This is a genomic window from Enterobacter sp. WP_7_1 (genome assembly GCF_003688535.1).
Taxonomy (GTDB): Bacteria; Pseudomonadota; Gammaproteobacteria; order Enterobacterales; family Enterobacteriaceae; genus Enterobacter; species Enterobacter asburiae.
Genome location: NZ_REFK01000001.1, coordinates 1,769,707 through 1,790,210, shown reverse-complemented (window position 1 = coordinate 1,790,210; position 20,504 = coordinate 1,769,707). Strand labels below are relative to the sequence as shown.

16 protein-coding genes are annotated in these 20,504 nt (G+C 54.4%); 3 read left to right on the top strand and 13 right to left on the bottom strand.

Annotated features, from left to right (window positions below; translation table 11 throughout):
* Positions 1-128 precede the first annotated feature (128 nt).
* Positions 129-998 (top strand): crotonase/enoyl-CoA hydratase family protein, encoded by an 870-nt coding sequence (locus BJ885_RS08900; protein ID WP_029740521.1) that lies wholly within the window; start codon positions 129-131, stop codon positions 996-998.
* Here the strand turns inward: BJ885_RS08900 and pdeR are convergent.
* The 7 genes from pdeR to BJ885_RS08865 form a co-directional block, all read right to left on the bottom strand.
* Complete coding sequence (gene pdeR, locus BJ885_RS08895) at positions 995-2,986, bottom strand: cyclic di-GMP phosphodiesterase (RefSeq protein ID WP_029740520.1); 1,992 nt, start codon at positions 2,984-2,986, stop codon at positions 995-997. The two genes, BJ885_RS08900 and pdeR, sit on opposite strands and share 4 nt — an antisense overlap.
* A 323-nt stretch (positions 2,987-3,309) precedes the next feature.
* Entirely contained in the window at positions 3,310-5,244 is a 1,935-nt protein-coding gene (locus tag BJ885_RS08890) for an exoribonuclease II (protein WP_045355886.1), read from the bottom strand.
* 88 nt (positions 5,245-5,332) lie between these two features.
* Entirely contained in the window at positions 5,333-6,319 is a 987-nt protein-coding gene (locus tag BJ885_RS08885; RefSeq protein WP_121931741.1) for a CMD domain-containing protein, read from the bottom strand.
* A gap of 152 nt (positions 6,320-6,471) precedes the next feature.
* Entirely contained in the window at positions 6,472-7,260 is a 789-nt protein-coding gene (gene fabI, locus BJ885_RS08880) for an enoyl-ACP reductase FabI (protein WP_003856831.1), read from the bottom strand.
* A 270-nt stretch (positions 7,261-7,530) separates the two neighbouring features.
* A complete protein-coding gene (locus BJ885_RS08875; RefSeq protein ID WP_121931740.1) occupies positions 7,531-10,626 on the bottom strand; it encodes a multidrug efflux RND transporter permease subunit in 3,096 nt (1,031 codons plus the stop codon).
* A gap of 4 nt (positions 10,627-10,630) precedes the next feature.
* Positions 10,631-11,542, bottom strand: coding sequence for an ABC transporter six-transmembrane domain-containing protein (locus BJ885_RS08870; RefSeq protein ID WP_121931739.1), 912 nt, complete (start codon positions 11,540-11,542; stop codon positions 10,631-10,633).
* Positions 11,543-11,665: 123 nt separating this feature from the next.
* Positions 11,666-12,076: a transporter gene (locus BJ885_RS08865; RefSeq protein ID WP_080352820.1), complete on the bottom strand. Its 411-nt coding sequence runs from the start codon at positions 12,074-12,076 to the stop codon at positions 11,666-11,668.
* Positions 12,077-12,323: 247 nt separating this feature from the next.
* Between BJ885_RS08865 and BJ885_RS08860 the strand changes: the two genes are divergently transcribed.
* Together BJ885_RS08860 and BJ885_RS08855 are read left to right on the top strand one after the other, a co-directional pair.
* Complete coding sequence (locus tag BJ885_RS08860) at positions 12,324-13,028, top strand: response regulator (protein WP_059346861.1); 705 nt, start codon at positions 12,324-12,326, stop codon at positions 13,026-13,028.
* Entirely contained in the window at positions 13,025-14,089 is a 1,065-nt protein-coding gene (locus BJ885_RS08855; protein ID WP_121931738.1) for an ATP-binding protein, read from the top strand. Before BJ885_RS08860 ends, BJ885_RS08855 begins: the two co-directional genes overlap by 4 nt.
* Here BJ885_RS08855 and BJ885_RS08850 read toward each other — a convergent pair.
* The 6 genes from BJ885_RS08850 to sapA all read right to left on the bottom strand — a co-directional run bounded on the left by BJ885_RS08850 (position 14,070) and on the right by sapA (position 20,453).
* On the bottom strand, positions 14,070-15,011 hold the full coding sequence (locus tag BJ885_RS08850) for an ATP-grasp fold amidoligase family protein (RefSeq protein ID WP_121931737.1): 942 nt from the start codon (positions 15,009-15,011) through the stop codon (positions 14,070-14,072). The genes BJ885_RS08855 and BJ885_RS08850 overlap by 20 nt on opposite strands.
* A 162-nt stretch (positions 15,012-15,173) precedes the next feature.
* Positions 15,174-15,980 (bottom strand): putrescine export ABC transporter ATP-binding protein SapF, encoded by an 807-nt coding sequence (gene sapF / locus BJ885_RS08845; RefSeq protein WP_023312051.1) that lies wholly within the window; start codon positions 15,978-15,980, stop codon positions 15,174-15,176.
* 1 nt (position 15,981) lies between these two features.
* Positions 15,982-16,974, bottom strand: coding sequence for a putrescine export ABC transporter ATP-binding protein SapD (gene sapD, locus BJ885_RS08840; protein WP_121931736.1), 993 nt, complete (start codon positions 16,972-16,974; stop codon positions 15,982-15,984).
* Positions 16,974-17,864 (bottom strand): putrescine export ABC transporter permease SapC, encoded by an 891-nt coding sequence (sapC, locus tag BJ885_RS08835; protein ID WP_032656751.1) that lies wholly within the window; start codon positions 17,862-17,864, stop codon positions 16,974-16,976. The genes sapD and sapC overlap by 1 nt, the downstream gene beginning before the upstream one ends.
* Positions 17,851-18,816, bottom strand: coding sequence for a putrescine export ABC transporter permease SapB (gene sapB / locus BJ885_RS08830; RefSeq protein ID WP_023312049.1), 966 nt, complete (start codon positions 18,814-18,816; stop codon positions 17,851-17,853). The genes sapC and sapB overlap by 14 nt, the downstream gene beginning before the upstream one ends.
* Positions 18,813-20,453 (bottom strand): ABC transporter substrate-binding protein SapA, encoded by a 1,641-nt coding sequence (gene sapA / locus BJ885_RS08825; protein ID WP_029740510.1) that lies wholly within the window; start codon positions 20,451-20,453, stop codon positions 18,813-18,815. The genes sapB and sapA overlap by 4 nt, the downstream gene beginning before the upstream one ends.
* Between the last annotated feature and the right edge of the window lie 51 nt (positions 20,454-20,504).

Below are 20,504 nucleotides of genomic sequence, written 5' to 3'. Positions count from 1 at the left end.
GGAAAAAATGCAATAACTAAATTACATAAACGTAAGTGATAAATTTATTCCCCCTCATGCAGCAGGCTTAATGAGTGGATTAGTCTAAAACTGCGCGCAAGGCGCTTTTTTATAAGAGGAATTAGACTATGACAGTTATCAATCAGCCTACCTGCACACTGTTTACCGATACTGAACGGTTCACACAGCTGTCAGGGTATTACGAGGCGGAGCGTCACACGGTCTGGATGATGCTGCGGGCTCAGCCACGTCCTTGCTTTAACCATGCGTTAATAGAGGAGATCATGAACTTTTCATGGCTGGTTCGCCAGTCTGGGTTTGCGGTTGATTTTTGGGTAACCGGATCGCTGGTTCCCGAGATGTACAATGCCGGCGGGGATTTACAGTTCTTCGTCGAGTGCATTCAGAACGGACGTCGGGAAGCGTTACGGGCGTACGCTCGCGCCTGCGTTGATTGCGTCCATGCGGCCTCGCGGGGGTTTGATACGGGAGCCATCACTCTGGCAATGGTCGAAGGCAGTGCGTTAGGGGGCGGGTTTGAGGCCGCTCTGGCACACCATTTCGTCCTGGCTCAGCGCGATGCCCGTTTAGGTTTCCCGGAGATTGCCTTCAACCTGTTTCCGGGGATGGGAGGATATTCCCTGGTTGCACGCCGTGCAGGCATGAAGCTGGCGGAGGAACTCATCTACAAAGGGGAATCCCATACGGCTGAATGGTACGAACAGCACGGGCTGGCGGATGTCCTGTTTGAACCCGGACAAAGCTATGTTTCCACCCGAACCTTCATCGATACGCTGCGGCCAAAACTGAATGGCGTAAGGGCGATGCTGCGCGCCCGTACGCGCGTTCTGCAATTGCCCCGCAGTGAACTGATGGACATCACGGAAGACTGGGTAGATGCCGCTTTCTGCCTGGAGCCGAAAGATATCGCTTACATGGAGCGTCTGGTCACGCTGCAAAATCGCCATCACGCGGCGGGCCTGCGTAAAGCCAGTTAACGTTGATTTCGCGCTTGATATCGTTTTAGCCATCGCTCGAATGCGGCAGCGGGCATCGGCTTAGCAAACAGAAAACCCTGCCGTTCGTTGACGCCGTTCTTGGTCAGAAAGGCGTCTTCTTTTGCATTTTCCACACCTTCGGCAATCACCTGCAGATTTAACGCCTGCGCCACCGCGACGATAGCGCGCACCAGTGACTGGGAAATAGACTGCTTATGAATATCCCTGACGAAAGATTGATCGAGCTTAATGGCGTCGATAGGGAAACGGGCCAGCTGAGAAAGGGAAGAGTAGCCGGTGCCAAAATCATCCAGATGAATTTGCGCCCCGAGTCGGCTGAACTGCTGGATCACGGACAGCGCCAGCTCTTCATTCTCGATAAGACAGCTTTCGGTCAACTCGACGTCGACCGGGCAGTATTCAAAATTCAGATCCTTCAGCGCCTGCTTTAAGTCGCTGAAGATGGTCTGGTCGGCCAGCTGGCGTGCAGAGACGTTCACCGCCACGCGCAGGTTAATTCCCTTATCGCGCCATTTTGCCACCTGGCGAACCACATCGAGCATCACCCAGCGGCCCAGCGGCACAATCAACCCCGACTCCTCGGCATAAGAGATAAATTCCAGTGGCGGGATCAGGCCGCGTTCTGGCGATTGCCAGCGGACCAGCGCTTCAAGGCTTCTGACTTCTCCGCGCCAGGTTATTTTCGGCTGATAGTGGATCAGAAGCTGATCGTTATCCAGTGCCTTACGCAGGTTGGTATCCAGCCAGAGATACTCAAACACGCGCTGGTTCATCTCGGGTGAGAAGACGCAGAACTTGCCCCGGCCGTTCTCTTTGGCGGTGTACATAGCGGTATCGGCGTTGCGAATGACGCTTTCCCGGTCGTTCCCGTGCTGCGGGGCGAGGGCGATACCCAGGGAGCAGCCGGTATAAATCTCAATCAGACCGATTCGGAACGGCTGACGCAGGCGGGTTAAAATGCGCGACGCCATCGCCTCCAGAGAGCCCTGAGAGGTGTTGGTAGCCATGACGATAAACTCATCGCCGCCAAGTCGCGCCAGCACCTGTTCCTCGTCCAGGCAGCTTAAAATGGCGAGGGCGACGGCCTGTAACAGCTGATCGCCAAACATATGACCGTAAGCATCGTTGACCTTTTTAAAGTTATCCAGATCGAGATACACCACGCCCACCTGCGTGTCGCCGCGGTTGTCGATGGCGTCAGAAATCAGGTCGTGGATCGCATTGCGGTTTGGCAGGCCGGTGATGGTATCGGTATTGGCCAGCACGCGCAGCCGCTCCTGAGCGCGGCGCTCCTCGGTAATATCGGTCCCGGAACAGATAAGGAAAATTTCATTTTTACCGCTGCCGCTGTGCACGAATTTGTTTCTGAACAGAAACAGACGCTGCCCTTTACGCGTTTTGATCCAGCGTTCGACTTCGTAGGAGCTGCCGTTGCGAAAAAAACCGGTAATATTGCGCTTTGAGGCTGCCGCTTCGCTGCGGCTCATAAACAGCTTAAATACGTTCTGACCAATGACTTCCTGCTCTTTCAGGCCGGTATACTCTTCGCTAAGCCGGTTAAAACGCTGAATATTGCCGTGCTGATCGAGAATAACAATGACGGAGTTAGCCTCTGAGACAACCTGTTCCGCGAAAGAGAGCCCCTGAGCCAGATCGCGCGCCACCGAGGGCGTATCGTTCCAGGCGGAAGCGGTGCCTGCCCACTCGTTGCGGGTAATTTTACGGCCCACAAGATGAACCGGGACATCTTCCCCGTACAGGGAGAGCGACATGGAAATGCTGGAGGTAATAACGGTTAAATGACGGATGAGATCGGCCTGTTCATCGTCCAGCGCCACGACCTGAGTGACATCGGCATTTTCGCTGGTGGAAAGGTGCAGAGCGTTGCTGTCAGCTGACAGGCGCCACCACGGGCTGTGAGTCCCCATGTAGCGAAACAGCAAATTCTGCTCCAGATCGTCCATCATGTTTTCTCCCGCAGCTGTTCATTAGCGCACAAATTATTCATTTGCTGTCGACTTTTCCGTTGAGAAACAGCGGCAAAACCGAAGTGAACCTGTTGTTTTTCCCTGCTTTCTTATAATAAAACGAGTCAGGTGAAAAAGGATACTGAGCGTATAGAAATTCACGTAACCGAATATAACAACACTCTTTTACTGTAGATAATTATGGCGGTTTTGGGCGAAGGGATACTGAAAATAGTAAGGAAAAATAATGATTTTGTGGCGGGGATAAAAAGAAAAATTGCCGGCCCTTCCGGAAAGGAAATGACCGACAATTGAACCGGTTATCAGGCGACAGGGCGCGCGATAATACTGCGGGTTTCCATGCGAACTTCGGCGATAGTAACGTCAATCACGTCGGTGACTTTGTAAACTGTTTCACCTTTAATTTGCACGGTACCGTTTTCCTGGCTACAGACCATTTCGTCACGAACCGCATGCAGGAACGGCGCAGGAATAAACGCGACAGCACCGTTATCGACCAGACGGACGCGCATCCCCCCTCGGCTGATATCGATGATCTCTGCGGCGAAACGGGTGTCCGTACCGGCTTTATCCTGCAGGAAGCGCGCGTACAGCCAGTCTCCAACGTCACGTTCCGCCATGCGGTTCAGGCGGCGGCGATCGGCCATCTGCAGCGTGGTGTCCTCCTGCGGACGGGCAATGGTTTCACCTTTGATAATCGCTTTCAGCAGACGGTGGTTGACCATATCGCCATACTTACGGATCGGCGATGTCCAGGTGGCGTAAGCTTCGAGGCCAAGACCAAAGTGCGGGCCAGGTTCGGTGCTGATTTCAGCGAAGGACTGGAAGCGACGAATGCGGCTGTCCAGGAAACCCGACGGCTGCGCGTCCAGTTCGCGACGAAGCTTGCAGAAGCCCGGCAGCGTCAGCACTTCTTCAGGATCAACGTGCACATCGTGAGTCTTCAGCAGAGCCGCCAGCGCTTCGGTATTCGCCGGATCAAACCCGGTGTGAACGTTGTAAATACCAAAGCCCAGCTTGTCGCGCAGCACGCGTGCGGCGCAGATGTTGGCGGAGATCATCGCCTCTTCAACGATACGGTTCGCAATGCGTCGCGGTTCGGCCACGATGTCCAGCACTTCGCCTTTCTCGCCCAGAACAAAGCGATAGTCCGGGCGGTCTTTGAACACCAGCGCATGGGTTTTACGCCATTCGCCGCGGTTCAGGCAGATGCGATGCAGCAGACGGATTTGCGCGGCAATGGCGTCTGATTCAGGTTTCCAGCTACCGGTATTTTCAAGCCAGTCGGACACGTTATCGTAGGCCAGCTTGGCTTTCGATTCGATGGTGGCGGCAAAGAACTCGATATCGTCTTCAATCGCGCCATCTGCGGCGATAGTCATGCGGCAGGCAAGGACCGGGCGCACTTCATTTGGACGCAGCGAGCAGAGATCGTCTGACAATTCGCGCGGCAGCATCGGAATGTTGAAGCCTGGCAGGTAGTTAGTGAACGCACGGATTTTCGCGGCGTCATCCAGCTTGCTGCCTTCGGCAATCCAGGCGGTTGGATCGGCAATGGCGACGGTCAAATGGAGTTTGCCATCGGCGCCCTCTTCAGCGTACAGCGCGTCATCCATATCTTCCGTGCTGGCGCTGTCGATGGTGACAAACTCCAGCGCGGTGAGATCGCGGCGCGTCAGACCTTCGTCCTGCATCTCGGTCGCTACGCCGTTCGGCGCTTCTTTTTCAAGATTGTGGCGTGCCAGCGTGACCCACCATGGCACGAAATGGTCGGCGCCAAAGGTGATGAACTGGGTCAGCTCAGCATAAAAACCGCGATCGCCTTTCAGAGGATGACGGCGCATTTCTGCTACGGCCCAGTCACCTTCTTTAAAATCATGCTCAACGCCACGGGCGGCGCGGCAGGGAATGGCATCTTTCAGCAGGGGATGATCCGGCACGATAGCAAGACGATCGTCTTTTCTCTGCACCTTACCCACAAAACGGGTCAGGAACGGTTCGATCAGTTCTTCCGGCTCGGCAGACTCGCGGTCCTTCTCGGTATGAATGACGGCCATGACGCGATCGCCATGCATCACTTTCTTCATCTGCGGTGGCGGAATGAAGTAGCTTTTCTGCGCGTCAACCTCAAGGAAGCCAAAGCCCTTTTCCGTGGCTTTTACGACCCCTTCTGCACGCGGCGTCTGGGAATGCAGTTGCTGTTTAAGCTGCGCTAGCAGCGGGTTGTCCTGAAACATAATGTTCTATTTTCGTAGCCATTGAGCGGCTGACAGTTTTACGCGATTCTCACTGTCTCAGCAAGCGCTCTTTGGGTAATTAGTATGGTTATTCCTCTTTACCAAACGCGACTTTCAAACGATTGAGCCAGCCGTCAAACGCGCTCCGGGTAAGCAGCATGATGGCATGTTCGCCCGGGAGTCCTTGATCCGTGAGCGGGGTAAACTGCGCGGCGCTGAAGCGGTCCGGAGAGCGAGTCAGCAGTTCGACCGCCGCCGAAAGTGCGGGGGACGTCAGCGGGATCGCTTCGCGGGTGTTTAACAGGATCTCTCCGGTCAGGTCGAGCAGCGACGGCTCGTGGCAAAGGACCGGCGTCAGCGCCTTCAGCGCGGGTTCTGCCTGCCAGCGAGACAGCGACTCAAGCTGATGCGCACTCGCATAGCGCAGCTCGACGACGGGCAACAGCGGCACCCAGGCGGCGTGGCTCGCGGGCAGAGTTTGCGGCTGAATATGATGGCCTGGCAACCAGCGAACAGGGTGTCCTAACAGCGCCTGAAAAATCGCGACCACGCGCGCCTGAAAACCGATAAACCCGATAATCTGGTTTATTACCACAATGTCATACGTCGACAGGCCAACCTCATCAAGCTGGTTCTGCGCTTTATCATCGATGACATCAGGGGAGCTGGCGAGCTGGCGGGCATACTGCGTAATTTGCGCCAGACGTCTGTTGCTTTCACGCGAGGAGTCCGGGCCGGGAAGCGGGGCGAGGAGGGCGGCGTAATGGTTACAGAGCCGCTGAACGCCACAGGCCTGTGCGACCGTTAGCGCGGTGCTGAGCCGATCGTAGGCGCTGAGCGTATGCAGGCGGTTCACGGGAATCGAGAGCGGAAACAGCTGGTGGCATAAGGCCCTGGCAGGGGTAAGCCAGCCAGAACAGGCGGCGACAATCTCATCAGGCAGGGCTAAATCGAGCAAAAAACGATCGTCGACGTTAGCGGCTTCGGGCACCAGAGGCAGAACATCTGTCTGCGCGTGGTTCGACTGGGTCTCGTGATACCAGTGGCCTTTGCCGGAAAAACGGCGTTGTTCCATGTGCGTTCCTTGATCTCAAAATGGCGATCAATATCTTGGCGTAAGGCAGATAAAGGGAAAAATATTGTTAGGTGATAACAAATAGCAGAACGGAATAACGAAGGGGCGGTGCGGGGGGAAACTCTCTTCCCGGGAGGGAAGAGAGTCACAGCTTATTTAATTTCCAGCTCGTTCATTGCAGCGATGTTGAAGCCGCCGTCAACGTGAACCACTTCGCCGGAGATACCAGCGGAAAGGTCAGAGCACAGGAATGCTGCAGAGTTACCCACATCTTCAATGGTAACGGTACGACGAATCGGGGTAACCGCTTCGCAGTGTGCCAGCATTTTACGGAAATCTTTAATACCGGAAGCTGCCAGGGTGCGGATAGGACCTGCAGAGATGGCGTTAACGCGCACGCCTTCAGGACCCATTGCGTTCGCCATGTAGCGTACGTTCGCTTCAAGAGACGCTTTCGCCAGACCCATAACGTTGTAGTTAGGGATAGCACGCTCAGCGCCCAGGTAGGACAGGGTCAGCAGGGCTGCGCCCGGGTTCAGCATCGCGCGGCAGGATTTCGCCATCGCAACGAAGCTGTAGGAGCTGATGTCGTGAGCGATTTTGAAGCCATCACGGGTAACCGCGTTCACGTAGTCGCCGTCCAGCTGGTCGCCAGGAGCGAAGCCAATGGAGTGAACGAAACCGTCGAATTTCGGCCATGCTTTTGCCAGTTCAGCAAACATGCCGTCGATGCTTTCGTCTTGTGCAACGTCACATTCCAGAACAATGCTGGAACCCAGCTGCGCGGCAAACTCTTCAACACGGCCTTTCAGCTTGTCGTTCTGGTAGGTGAACGCCAGCTCAGCGCCTTCGCGATGCATTGCCTGTGCGATGCCGTATGCGATGGACAGTTTGCTGGCAACGCCAGTTACCAGAATGCGCTTACCGGAAAGAAAACCCATAGCTTTAATCCTTATATTCATTGCTAATTTTGCCTTGTAATTCATAGCGTTACAGGCAGTATTTCAAAATCATTCGAAATTAGCTCGAAATTATAGCCCACTCACAGCCCCTTGTGTCACGATATTTCTCGCTGTTCTCCGAAGACGCCTGCCCCGAAGAATGCGCCGCGGACTCGCGGGGGCTCAAAATTTCAGCATTCGTCCAGTATATCACCCGGCAACAGCTTCGCCTCATCCAACCAGCGAGGAAGCGCGATCCCGCAAGGGTATTCACGCTTTCCTGAGGTTGTCGATGAAGCGCGCGATGACGATAAAGAAAACCGGTACGAAGAAAATGGCGAGAAGCGTACCGCTAATCATGCCGCCAAATACGCCGGTACCGATGGCATGCTGCGTACTGTCGCTCGCCCCACGGGCCAGCATCAACGGAACAACCCCTAAGGTGAAGGCTAACGACGTCATCAAAATAGGGCGCAGGCGCTGGCCGGCGGCATGAATGGTTGCCGCCAGCAGGGGCTGCCCCTGGCGATGGAGCTGCCTCGCAAATTCAACAATCAGAATGGCGTTCTTGGCCGACAGGCCGATAAGCGTAATCAGGCCGACCTTGAAGAAAACGTCATTTGTCATGTCGGCAACAGACACCGCTATCACCGCGCCGATAAGGCCCAGCGGAACGACCAGCATGACCGCAAATGGAATAGACCAGCTCTCATACAGGGCGGCGAGCACCATAAACACGACCAGTATCGACAGGACGATAAGGCCCGGAAGCTGAGATTCCGATTTTCTCTCCTGCAATGAACTCCCGGCCCACTCGCCCGCCATGCCCAGAGGTAAATCTCTGGACAAACTCTCCATAACCTTCATTGCGGTGCCGCTGGACGCTCCCGGCGCCGCACTTCCGGTAATGCGAATAGCCGAATATCCCTGATAACGCGTCAACTGCTGCGGCGCAACGTGCCAGGAAAGCGTGGCAAACGTTGATACCGGCACCATCTGCCCCATCCGGTTTTTCACTGATAATGTCAGTATCTGCTCAGGCTGCATTCGGTAGGGCGCATCGGCCTGAATAATCACCTGCTGAACGCGGCCGTTGTTCGTATAGTCATTGACGTAATTTGAGCCCAGGGTGACGGAGAGCGTCTGGTTGATTTCATCAAATGAGACGCCCATCGCTTCCGCCTTTTCTCTGTCCACCTGGAGCGCAAGGCTTGTTCCTTCCGGAAGCCCGTCTATATACACGTCACTCAGTTCAGGGCGCTGGTTGGCCTGCAGGACCAGCGCGTCGGCAGCGCGCTTTAACACCTCGTAGCCGAGTCCCGCTCTGTCCTGCACGTACCAGGTGAAGCCCGACGAAGTGCCCATATCCGAAATGGCCGGCGGGAGCAGGCTCATCGTGACGGCATCAGAGACGTCCGCCATGCTGGCCTGTATCTTGTCGGCTTCCCCCTGGGCCGTCGAGCCCTGCCGATCTTTCCAGTCCTTCAGCGTGGTGAAGGCCATAGCCGAGTTTGGTCCTGAACCTGAAAACCCAAACCCCAGGATCATAATGTTGCTTTCAATATCCGGCCGGGCCGCAATTTCCTCTTCAAATTTTTTAACCACGTTGAGGGTGCGCTGCATCGTGGCATCAGAAGGCAGCTGGATTGAGGACATAAAGTAGCCCTGATCTTCGTCCGGCAGAAAGGACGACGGTAACGAAGACAATCCCAGAAACAGCGCAGCACAAAGCGCAGCGTACAGGAGCAGCATACGCCCGGTTCGCTTCAGAACGGCACCCAGCCCGGCTTCGTAACAGGCGGTGAGCGCACGAAAGCGCGCGTTAAACCCGACCGCGAACCTTCCGCCTCCGCTCTTTCCTGCCTGATGCGGCTTGAGTAGCGTTGCGCACAGGGCAGGCGTCAGCGTCAGGGCAAGAAACGCGGACAGCAGTATGGAGACCGCCATGGAAATACAAAATTGTCGGTAGATAATCCCGACGGACCCTTCCGCAAACCCCATGGGGATAAAGACGGCGGTAAGCACCAGCGTGATGCCAATAATCGCCGGGGTGATTTCCTGCATAGCTTGCCGCGTGGCGTCACGCGGGGACAGGCTTTTTTCCTCCATCAGCCGTTCAACGTTTTCTACGACCACAATGGCATCATCAACGATAATCCCTATCGCCAGCACCATGCCGAACATCGTCAGAATATTGATGGAGTAGCCGCTCAATAGCATCACGGTGAAGGTGCCAAGAAGTGCGACGGGAGCAACAATCGCCGGGATAAGCGTGCAGCGTATCTTGTGCAGAAACAGCAGCATAACCAGGAAGACCAGGACCATTGCTTCCACAAATGTCTGAACAACTTTCATGATAGAAAGTTTCACAAATGGCGCGGTGTCGAAGGGGATCGTAAATGCCATTCCTTCAGGTAGCACCCGGGAAAGCTCGTCGATGCGCGCCCGTACGCCGGAAGCCGTACTCATTGCATTCGCGCCTGGCGAGAGCTGAATTGCCGCCGCCGTTGCGGGCACGCCATTTTCACGGATACCAAAAGCGTAGCTTTGCAGGCCAGATTCAATCCGCGCAATGTCGGACAGTTTCAGGCGGGCGCCGGATGCGTCAGATTTCAGGGTGATATTCCTGAACGCCTCAACCGAGGAGAGTTGTCCCTTCACGGTGATGGGATACGTCACCCCTTGTCCTGCAGATGCTGGCTCATCTCCCGTTTTGCCGGGCGACACAAGGGCATTTTGCTGGCCAACGGCGGTAAGAACATCGCTCACCGAAAGCCCGTAGCCGTGGAGCTTCATGGGATCCAGCCAGATGCGCAGCGCTTTTTCGCCGCCAAACAGCTGAACTTTCCCTACGCCGGGCACGCGACGAAGCTCGTCACTGACGTTTCTGGCAAAATAGTCGCTTAAATCGGCTTCCTCAAATTGACCCGTCGCGGACTTCAGCCCCACCATCATTAAAAAGCCAGAGTTAGCGGCCTCGACGTTAATGCCGTTTTGCCTTACTGCCTGAGGTAGACGAGGCTCGACGATCTTAATCTGATTCTGCAGATCCATCTGCGCCAGCTTGATATCCGTGCCCGGTTTAAACGTGACGGTAATCGATGCCGAACCGGTTGTGTCACTGGATGATTCAAAGTAGAGCAAATTATCTACGCCAGAGATTTCGCGCTCGATTAATGACACCACCGACGTATTCATGATGTCGGGGCTGGCCCCCGGGTAACTGACAGAAATAATGATTCCCGGCGGTGCCACCGCCGGATACTGCGCAACCGGCAAACGGGGAATAGACAGAAGTCCCGCCAGAACGATAAAAAGCGCCACTACCCAGGCGAAAACGGGGCGTTCAATAAAAAAATGCGGCATTAAATTAACGTCCAGTTACGTGAATTTCATCATCAGTGGATACGCGCTTACCGATATCCCTGAGCTGCGAAAATTTCTCAAGAAGCTGCGGCGCGTCATCGAGGCTCGTCGCGAACATCCACATGTAGGTCATCACTGAGTAAATATGTCCGGCGGTGATGCCGCTTGAGCGCGTCATCCAGACGATGGTCAGTGTAAAAAGCGCGGCAACAAGCACGCCGACCCACAAATAGCCCCACGCCTCGCGGTCAGATAGTGCGATACGTAAACGCGCCAGCGTCGAGTAATGTCGGTGAAGGGTAGCCGTGCCCGCCTTATGAACATAATCCACTTCTTTTTCCAGCCGATTATTCAGGCGCATGAACAGCCATTCATTTTTACGGGCATATCCTGAGACAAATCCGAGCAGAATAAATACAATCGCAAAGCACATGACGCCGGCCCAAAACTCAATAAACAGCAACATGATGGCGGCACCAAAAAGTGAGCTCAGTGAGGTAATAAGCAGGGGAAGGTGCATTTCAAAGAAATCCACATATTCGCGCGAGAGCGTTACCCTGGCGGCGATTGCCGAATGGTTAAGCTGATATTTGCGCTGTGCCAGGACGACGGAAACCGCGAGTCCGGCATAAATGCGTGCAAACGTGCGCGTGTCGATGCTCCGTCTGGCTGCACCGATGAACCACATACAAAGTACCATCAGGCCATACAGCGCGGCGTTAAGCGTTTCACCGGCGAGGATGGCATTTATCGCAATACCTGCCAGAACGGGATAAAGTAAAAAAGTTACGTTTTCGGCCACCACCAGGAAGAAAGTGACAGCCAGTTTTTTTCGGTGCCGTATCGCGAGTTTTTTAAGCGAGCGCATCACACCGGCAGGTTCAGAAGAACGAAAATTATTATTACGGTTCATCATTATGGGTAAGTCATGTCAGACTTTTCAGTGAGTTATTTTTGTGTAAAAGAGTGAGGTAGCGACTCTACCGCGCGCCTGTTTAGCAGACATGGGCGGTTTATGGAGGACGTGTGGAGCAGCGGCTCAAATCATTCTCATAATGAGGTACAGCGGTGCTCCGCCAAAAAAAATGATCAAATAACACTCGTAGTAAAAGACCAGATCCTCGATATCGGGCATCGCGTTTAACAGCACGGTGAACGTAATAATGAGATAGACAAAAATCACTATTAGCCAGAAGGCGATGACAAGCAGCTCAGTCAACGCGCCAGCTTTATTTTGTATTATCAGAGAGACAACCGACAATGCGATGCAGCCATAGATAATGGGTGAAGAGAGCAGCGTCGAGGCGACTTTTTCATCCATTCTGTGCACCAGCACCAGCCAGGTATAAAGTAATCCCCACGACAGCAGCAGAAACAGGGAATATATGCCCAGTTTTTTAGGTGAGAAATATTTTGAAAGTTCCATGTTCATTATTTCAGCCAACTTCATAAAATCTTTAAGAAACAGTGGTAATTTGCAACGCGCAATGCACAAAGGGTTATGCCTCAATAGCGATTTTGAACGGACATTGTCGAGTCTTTATTGACTGAATGTGTAGGCTGTGTGGAGAAATAACCGGGCATTTAAATCAACCGGGAAATTTTCGTCACCACGGCACTTTTTCGCGGAGGCTGTGTCTTATTGTGCTAAAGATATCTGATAGCGTGCTCAAAGGGATTTCACCCACGGAGATAAAATGCACAAAAATACGCTGATCCTTATTGTTGAAGATGAAGACGAAATCGCCGATATACTGATGAGCTACTTAGAGCGTTCGGGAATGAAAACGCTCAGAGCCAGGCAGGGCGAACAGGCCATAACGCTCAATCGCCTCCATAAACCGGATCTCATATTGCTGGACATTCACCTGCCCGTATGTGACGGCTGGAGCGTACTTACCACGCTTCGTCAGGAAAGTTCTGTCCCGGTCATTATGGTTTCCGCTCTCGATCAGGATGTCGATAAGCTCATGGGGCTGAGGCTGGGCGCGGATGATTACGTAATCAAACCCTTCAACCCTTCTGAGGTTGTCGCACGGGTTGAGGCGGTGCTGCGCAGGACAAAAACTGCGCTTCAGCAGGCGGGTTCTCTACCGCTCAGAACGCCCTTTATTACGGTCTATCCGGATGATTTCTACGTGGAAGTCACCGTGGGCGAAGAGGTCATCTCCCCTGTATTAACGACGACCGAATTTAAATTACTTACCTGGCTGATGCGATATCCGCGAAAGGTCTGTTCCCGCGAAGAGTTACTCAACGCGTGTCTGCCGGAAGGTGATACGCTCGACAGAACGGTCGACAGCCATATGAGCAAGCTGCGTAAAAAACTGGAGCTTGCCGGCCTTTACGGTGTTCCCGAGAGCATCAGAGGCATGGGCTACCGGCTTGGGGAAAAGAAATGAACAAAGAGTCTGTCCTGAGTCGTCAGATCTTAACGTATATGCTGTTGCTGACGTTTACGATAATTGCCATCGCCATACTCGGCTCATGGTTTTTTTACTCCTTTATTCTGGATCACCTCCCGGGCGGCCCTGCAGCGGGCGATGACGAGCAGATGACGATGTGGGACTGGGCATGGATTGGGACCGCGACTACGATCAGTATGATTATTGCCCTCTTTTTCACGGTCAAACTATCATCGCGAATCCTCACCCCGCTAAACGCGGTAGCGTCCAGCCTGAAAAGGATTTCTCAGGGCGATCTGGACGCCAGGGCATTTTGCGCCAGTTCCAGGCTGGGTGAGATCAATCACCTGGTGACGGATTTCAATGAAATGGCGGAAAAATTACAGAAGCTGGATATTCAGAGGAAATCCTGGAATGCCGCTATTGCGCATGAGCTGAGAACGCCGGTCACGATCTTACGTGGACGGCTTCAGGGGTTGGTTGACGGCGTTTTTACCCCGGACCCGGTGCTGTTTAATAATCTTCTCAAACAGACGGAAGGGTTAACCCGTCTGATTGAAGATCTCCGGGTTGTCAGTTCGAATGGCGGGGCGGGATACACGCTGTGCCAGTCAAGAACGGATCTAAAAGGGACAATACAGAACGCACTCGATACGTTCATGCCCGAGTTCAGCCGTAAGGCGTTTACCGTCAATACAGACCTGAGGGAGCAGCAATGCGTATTTGATCCAATACGCATCAATCAGTGTCTGACCGTTTTATTTGATAATGCCTTACACTATTCAACCTCGCGCACGCTCATCGTGAAAAATGGCGTTTCTGATAAAGGCAATTATATCCTTATTCAGGACGGGGGACCGGGCATCCCCAGAGAGTTTCATGATTTCCTGTTTCAGCCCTTTCAGCGCGATAATGGCGCCAGACATGTGAACCCGGAAGGCTGTGGTTTGGGCTTGTCGGTGGTTAAAGCCATCATGCTGGCTCATGGTGGCGATGTTACCTATACCTTATCGATGCAAAACCACTCGATATTTAAACTCACCTGGCCCGACTCGTGAGCTTCAGCGGCAGGTCAAATGTGCCTGCCGGCGATAAATGCCATATTTTTCCTAACTTAGCATCCCATTCCTGCGGGGTAATCGTCAGTTTACCGCGTCTCGGGCTTAAGGTTATTTCGCTGAAATAGATTTCATCTTTTTTTAGCATAAGGTCAACGCGGCAGTAGTCAATTCCATGCGCCAGTTCCTGGGAGGCCAACAGTGCCTGGCGGAACAAGAGCGGTTCGCCAGGCGTTGCTGAAGTATTCGGATATTCCATCCGGAAGGGTTGTAAGTTCCAGTGCCTGTCATAAACGTTGATAAACCCTTTGCCGTTCTCATCCGTAAAATCCGCTTCTACATAGTGGGCAACGCCATGAAAGCAATGGATCCTCAGCATTTCGGGCGTTGTGTTCCTGTCAGCTTCGTCGAAGAGATCGACATACGGCTCGCAAAGTATACTCGGCGTAATGTTTTTGTACTGCCATTCGCGCGTGGTGTAGTAAAGATTTTTCTTTAACGCGAGGCTCAGTTTTTTACACGCTTCTCTTTCATTAAATTGCGCTTTGTTTGTACATATTATTGTGCTGCCGCTGTCATGGTTGCACTTAAGGACGAATTCGTCAGGAAGAACTGAAAAATCAATCTGCGACGGCCGGGTATAAACGCCAATTAATGGCACCGTTTTCACGCGCGTTGTTCTGGAGGAAACGTATGCCCGAACGGCGAGTTTATCGGCAAGCATCGTGTAGAAGTTATTATGGTCATAGACCAAACGATGACATATTTTTTCGCTCAACGTCGTGGGCGAGTTAATGTCAGGGGTTTTCCCGGTTGTTTTTTTAAGCCTTAGAGTATGAAAGTGCAGGTCCGTCATTAAAAATGAACGGCATTTTCTGATGAGATACTCTGTGTATTTTAAAACGTAAGTGGCGGTGTTCATTTCTTCTCCTCCGTAATGTCCGGATATTCTGGAGAAGAACTGTTGATTGATATTGCTTAAAATATGGAGCAGGGATGGAGACGAAAAATTAAAGGATTAAATAGCGTACGCAGGCTATTTAATCCTTAATTTAATGGGGTGATTTTTTGCTGAGCGTCGCGCTTAGCGGTCCTTTCTCCACGCATCGGCGGTCAATGCTTCACCGAAATGACCGGCAATCAGCCGTTTTGTCAGCTCATGAAGCGGAGAGGCCATCACATCCGCGGTGCTGCCGCGCTCGACCACCTCACCCTGGTGCATGACCATCACCTGATCGCTGATGTGCTTCATCATTCCCAGATGTTGGGTGACGTAGATATACGAAATCCCCTGTTTTTCCTGTAATTCCAGCATCAGGTTAATCAGCTGTGAGCGCATTGACATATCCAGCGAGGCAAGCGCTTCATCCGCAATGATCACTTTTGGCCGCAAAATCAGTGCACGCGCCAGACCCAGACGCTGTTTCTGGCCGGGGGCCAGCATATGCGGGTAGTAGCTTTCGTGATCCGGTAACAGGCCAACCATACGCAGGGTTTCAAATACGCGCTTACGGCGCGCCTCCGGCTCCAGGTCGGTGTTCAGACGCAGCGGAAAATCGAGGATCTGCGAAATGCGCTGGCGCGGATTAAGCGAGGTTGAAGGATCCTGAAAGATCATGCGGATGCGCTGGCTGCGGAAAGAGTAATCGCCGAACGTCAGAGGATGATCGTCAATCAACACTTCGCCTGCAGTCGGTTCAACCATGCCGGCGAGCATTTTCGCCAGGGTGGATTTCCCGGAACCATTCTCGCCGATGATCGCCAGGGTCTGTTTTTCACGCAGCGTAAAGCTCAGCGGCTTCACCGCGTCGACAGTTTGACGATGAAACAGCCCCGTGCGGTAGCGAAAGGTCTTACTCAGGTTGCGAACTTCCAGTAAGGTTTCGACCATTTCACTCTCTCTCCATGTTCAGCGGGAAATGACAGGCGTAAAGATGATTTTTGGCCCCCGTCAGGCGCGGCGTCTCGATACATTTACGCTGAGCATAAGGGCACCGCGGCCCCAGACGACAGCCTATCGGCAGGGATTCCAGCAGCGGGATCGCCCCCGGTAGGGTATTCAGGCGGCTTTTATGCGGCATGGCGCTGCCAAAATCAGGAATGGCGCGGATAAGCGCCTGCGTATACGGATGATGCGGGGCGTTAATCAGATCTTCACTCGGCGCGGTTTCGACCGTTTGCCCGCAGTACATGACGTCAATTTTATCCGCCCATTTGCTGAGCATTTGCAGGTCATGGCTGATCAGCAAAATGGTGGTGTTGTTATTCTGGTTGAGGCGCGACAGCAGGCGGAAAATTTGCGCCTGGGTGGTGGGTTCCATCGCGTTGGTGGGTTCATCCGCAATCAGCAAACGCGGCTGATTTGCCAGCGCGATGGCAATCATCACTTTCTGACATTCGCCGTCGGTCAGCTCATAGGGGAAGCTGCGCATCGCATCTTTGTGATCTTTGATCCCGACGCGGTGTAAAAGCTCGATGGCGCGGCGCTTGCGCCAGCCAGCGCGTTGCCACCAGCGACCTTTATAGGTCCAGCCGGGAATGTTCTGCATGAGCTGTTTACCCACGCGTTCGGACGGGTCGAGACAGGACTGCGGCTCCTGGAAAATCATTGAGACGTTATGCCCGACCAGCTTACGCCGCTCGCGGGGGGAGAGGCGCAGCAGATCGATATCGTCAAAACGCATACGGTCTGCCGTCACGCGCCAGTTGTCTTTCGCCACGCCGCAGATAGCTTTGGCAATCAGGCTTTTTCCGGAGCCGGATTCCCCCACCAGCCCGCGAATTTCACCCTCCGCAAGGGTGATACTGATGCGATCGACGGCTTTAACCCAGCCTTCACCGGTTTTGAATTCGATGGTGAGGTTGCGAATATCAAGAAGCGGCATTATTGCACCCCCGCGTTAATTGCACGGCGAATACCGTCGCCCAGCAGGTTGATAAGCAGCACGCTCACCATAATGGCCGCACCCGGCAGCATGACCGTCCATGGTGCCACGTAGATTAACTCCAGCGCGTCGCCGAGCATCGCACCCCATTCGGGCGACGGCAGCTGTGCACCGAGATCGAGGAAGCCGAGCGCCGCGATGTCCAGGATCGCCATCGACAGGGCGCGGGTGATCTCAGTGACCAGCCCGGCGGCGATGTTAGGCAGTACGGCAAACCACAGAATGTTGAAGGTTGTCGCGCCGTCCAGACGCGCGGCGACGACGTACTCTTTTTCCAGCTCATCATGCACCATGCTGTAAACCGAGCGCACGATGCGGGGCAGGATAGCCAGCCAGACGGCGAACATGGCATGCGACAGATGCGGTCCGGCAAAGGCAACAACAATGATCGCCAGCAGCAGGGACGGAATCGACAGCAGCGTATCCAGAATGTGGTTAAGCACCGCCGAGCGCAGGCCATGGGTGGATCCCGCAAAAATACCGAGCGCCAGCCCACAGATCGTAGCCGCGAGCGTCACCACAAATGCACCGCCCACCGTCGGGGCTGCACCGCTCAGCAGGCGGCTCAACACATCACGTCCGAGGTCGTCCGTTCCCAGGAAGAAAGAGACTTCACCGTAGCGCGACCAGGACGGTGGCAGCAGCTGATAGCCAAGGAACTGCTGGTCGATGCCGTACGGCGCAAACCACGAGCCAAAGACGCAAAGCAACACCAGGCCGGCACAGCCGTATAGACCGATCATCGCCGTGGTATCACCATAGAATTTACGCCACACGGTGCGCAGCACACCGGGCGTGCGCTTTTCACTGTATACGCTATCGTAAGGCATACCATTCCTTATGCTTCAATGGGTTGGCCATGGCACCCAGAATATCGGACAACACGTTAACAATAATCACCAGCGAACCAATCACCATCACGCCCGCAGAAATCGCGGCGTAGTCCTGCTGGCGGATGGCGTTAATCAGCCATCGCCCCAGGCCTGGCCAGCTAAAGACCATCTCGGTGATCATGGCCAGCGTCAGCATGGTGGAAAACTGTAATCCCAGACGCGGAATAACCGGCGGCAGCGCGTTGTGCAGGACGTTGCGGCGCAGTATGGTCAGGCGGGACAACCCGCGCGTGGCGGCAGCTTTGACGTAGTTCTGGTCAAATACCTCAATGGTGCTCAGGCGCATCAGGCGGATCACTTCGGTGGTTGGCGCAACCGCCAGCGTCAGCACCGGCAATACCATATGGCGCACGGCGCTGACGATCATCTCATGGCGCCATACCGAATCGGACAGCCACGCGTCAATGATGGCAAAACCGGTCACCGTTTTAACCGTATAGAGCAGGTCAAAGCGACCCGAAACCGGCAGCCAGCCCATCGTCAGCGAGAAGAACAGCGTCAGCAGCAGCGCCAGCCAGAATACCGGGATGGAGAAGCCGAACAGGGCGAGGGCGCTGATAAACTTATCCTGCCATTTATTGCGATAGATCCCGGCCAGCATGCCTACGGGGATCCCGACCATCAGGGCAAAGCCGAAGGCCAGAATGCAAAGCTCCATCGTGGCCGGGAACACCTCTTTCAGCTGCTGGGAAATCAGCTGTCCGTTAATGCTGGACACGCCGAAATCCCAGTGCAGCAGCCCGTTAAACCAGAACAGCCAGGCATCCCATAGCGACGACCCCTGAAGCGGGGCGTGGGGCGTGAAATAGCTCAGGCTGAAGCCGACAAAGTTCAGGAAAAAGAGCGTCACCAGCAGCAAAAGGAGCCGACGTAAGGTAAAAATAATCATGGTTTTTTCACCTCTTGTTCTTTTTCACGCGACACGCCGGCGAACGAGGCATTGCCGAACGGACTCAGCACCAGACCTTTAATATCATAACGATAGGCCTGAAGACGCAGGGAAGAGGCCAGCGGCAGCACCGGCAGTTCCTGGGCAAGGATCTTCTGCGCTTCATCATAGGCGTCGATGCGTGAGGCCAGCTGTTGGGAAGCCAGCGCTTTTTGCAGCACGGCGTCAAACTCCCGGTTGCACCAGTGGGCATAGTTGGTCTGCGAGTTTATCGCCGCACAGCTCAGCAGCGGCCGGAAGAAACTGTCCGGATCGTTACTGTCGGTCGCCCAGCCGGTCAGGGTTAAATCATGATTCATGTCCATCAGGCGCGCCTCCTGAAAACGGCCCTCAACCGGTACGATGATCACTTTGACGCCCACCTGCGCCATATCTGCCTGCAGCAGTTCGGCGGTCTTGAGCGGGCTCGGGTTCCACGCCTGGGAGCTGGTTGGCACCCAAAGCTGCAGCGTGAGGTTTTCCGCCCCCAGTGCCTTCAGCTGTTCACGCGCTTTTGCCGGATTGTATTCCGTAATTTTAGCTTCACCGTCATAGGCCCACGAGGCGCGCGGTAAAATTGAGGCGGCGGTTTCCGCCGTGCCGTAGTAGATCGACTGCATCAAACGCTGGTTGTTAATCGCCAGCGCCAGAGCGTGACGTACGGCAGGGTTATTCAACGGCGGCTTATCGGTGTTAAAGGCCAGATAAGCGATATTCATGCCCGGGCGTAACGTCAGGCGCAGGCGCGGATCGTCGCGCAAAATGGTGAGCTGGCTGGCCGCCGGCCAGGCGAGTACGTCACATTCCCCGGTGAGCAGTTTCGACAGACGTCCCGTTCCACCTGAACCGAGATCGACTACCACCTGCGGCATCAGCGGAGTGCCGCGCCAGAAATGCTCATGGCGCTGCAGGCGAATATACTGCCCGGCGCGATATTCGGCCAGCTGGAACGGACCGGTGCCAACCGGCTGACGATCGAGCAACTCCTGGCGATCTTTTTTCGTCAGGTTCGCCGCGTATTCAGCGGACATGACCGATGCATAGTGGGTCGCCAGGTGCCAGAGGAAGGAGGCATCCGGGCGCGTCAGCGTAAATTCGACCGTCCGGTTATCCAGCTTGCGCACGCTTTTGATGGTGTCGGCAAACTGCAGGCTGTCAAAATAGGGGAAGTTCCCGCCGTTAACGTTATGCCACGGGTGGTTGCGGTTAAAGATGCGCTGGAAGGTAAAGACCACGTCATCTGCGTTCAGCTTGCGCGTGGGGGTAAACCACGGCGTGCGCTGAAACGCGACGTCATCGCGCAGGTGAAAACGGTAGGTTGCGCCGTTATCCAGCACTTCCCAGCTTTCCGCCAGCTCAGGCACCAGACGGTAGGTGTATGGGTCAACATCAAGCAGACGGTCGTAAAGCTGCGCGGCAAGGGTATCCACGATCAGGCCGCTGCCCGCTTTTTGCGGGTTGAAGGTGTCCACCTGGCCGCTTACGCAATAGACGAAGCCGCTGTCACGAATGTCAGGCTGCGGAGTTAGCTCGGGCGCGGCAAAGGCCAGGCTGCTAAACAGACCGAGTGCAAAAAAGGACGATAAAACCAGACGCATAATTTTTAAGGTTTTTAGGTTCGATCTGCAAAGTGTATCGCACTTACGCCT

Bases quoted from the DNA above. Each gene is read 5' to 3' on its own strand.
- BJ885_RS08900 (WP_029740521.1), top strand. From the start codon at position 129: ATGACAGTTATCAATCAGCCTACCTGCACACTGTTTACCGATACTGAA.
- pdeR (WP_029740520.1), bottom strand. From the start codon at position 2,986: ATGATGGACGATCTGGAGCAGAATTTGCTGTTTCGCTACATGGGGACT.
- BJ885_RS08890 (WP_045355886.1), bottom strand. From the start codon at position 5,244: ATGTTTCAGGACAACCCGCTGCTAGCGCAGCTTAAACAGCAACTGCAT.
- BJ885_RS08885 (WP_121931741.1), bottom strand. From the start codon at position 6,319: ATGGAACAACGCCGTTTTTCCGGCAAAGGCCACTGGTATCACGAGACC.
- fabI (WP_003856831.1), bottom strand. From the start codon at position 7,260: ATGGGTTTTCTTTCCGGTAAGCGCATTCTGGTAACTGGCGTTGCCAGC.
- BJ885_RS08875 (WP_121931740.1), bottom strand. From the start codon at position 10,626: ATGCCGCATTTTTTTATTGAACGCCCCGTTTTCGCCTGGGTAGTGGCG.
- BJ885_RS08870 (WP_121931739.1), bottom strand. From the start codon at position 11,542: ATGATGAACCGTAATAATAATTTTCGTTCTTCTGAACCTGCCGGTGTG.
- BJ885_RS08865 (WP_080352820.1), bottom strand. From the start codon at position 12,076: ATGAAGTTGGCTGAAATAATGAACATGGAACTTTCAAAATATTTCTCA.
- BJ885_RS08860 (WP_059346861.1), top strand. From the start codon at position 12,324: ATGCACAAAAATACGCTGATCCTTATTGTTGAAGATGAAGACGAAATC.
- BJ885_RS08855 (WP_121931738.1), top strand. From the start codon at position 13,025: ATGAACAAAGAGTCTGTCCTGAGTCGTCAGATCTTAACGTATATGCTG.
- BJ885_RS08850 (WP_121931737.1), bottom strand. From the start codon at position 15,011: ATGAACACCGCCACTTACGTTTTAAAATACACAGAGTATCTCATCAGA.
- sapF (WP_023312051.1), bottom strand. From the start codon at position 15,980: ATGGTCGAAACCTTACTGGAAGTTCGCAACCTGAGTAAGACCTTTCGC.
- sapD (WP_121931736.1), bottom strand. From the start codon at position 16,974: ATGCCGCTTCTTGATATTCGCAACCTCACCATCGAATTCAAAACCGGT.
- sapC (WP_032656751.1), bottom strand. From the start codon at position 17,864: ATGCCTTACGATAGCGTATACAGTGAAAAGCGCACGCCCGGTGTGCTG.
- sapB (WP_023312049.1), bottom strand. From the start codon at position 18,816: ATGATTATTTTTACCTTACGTCGGCTCCTTTTGCTGCTGGTGACGCTC.
- sapA (WP_029740510.1), bottom strand. From the start codon at position 20,453: ATGCGTCTGGTTTTATCGTCCTTTTTTGCACTCGGTCTGTTTAGCAGC.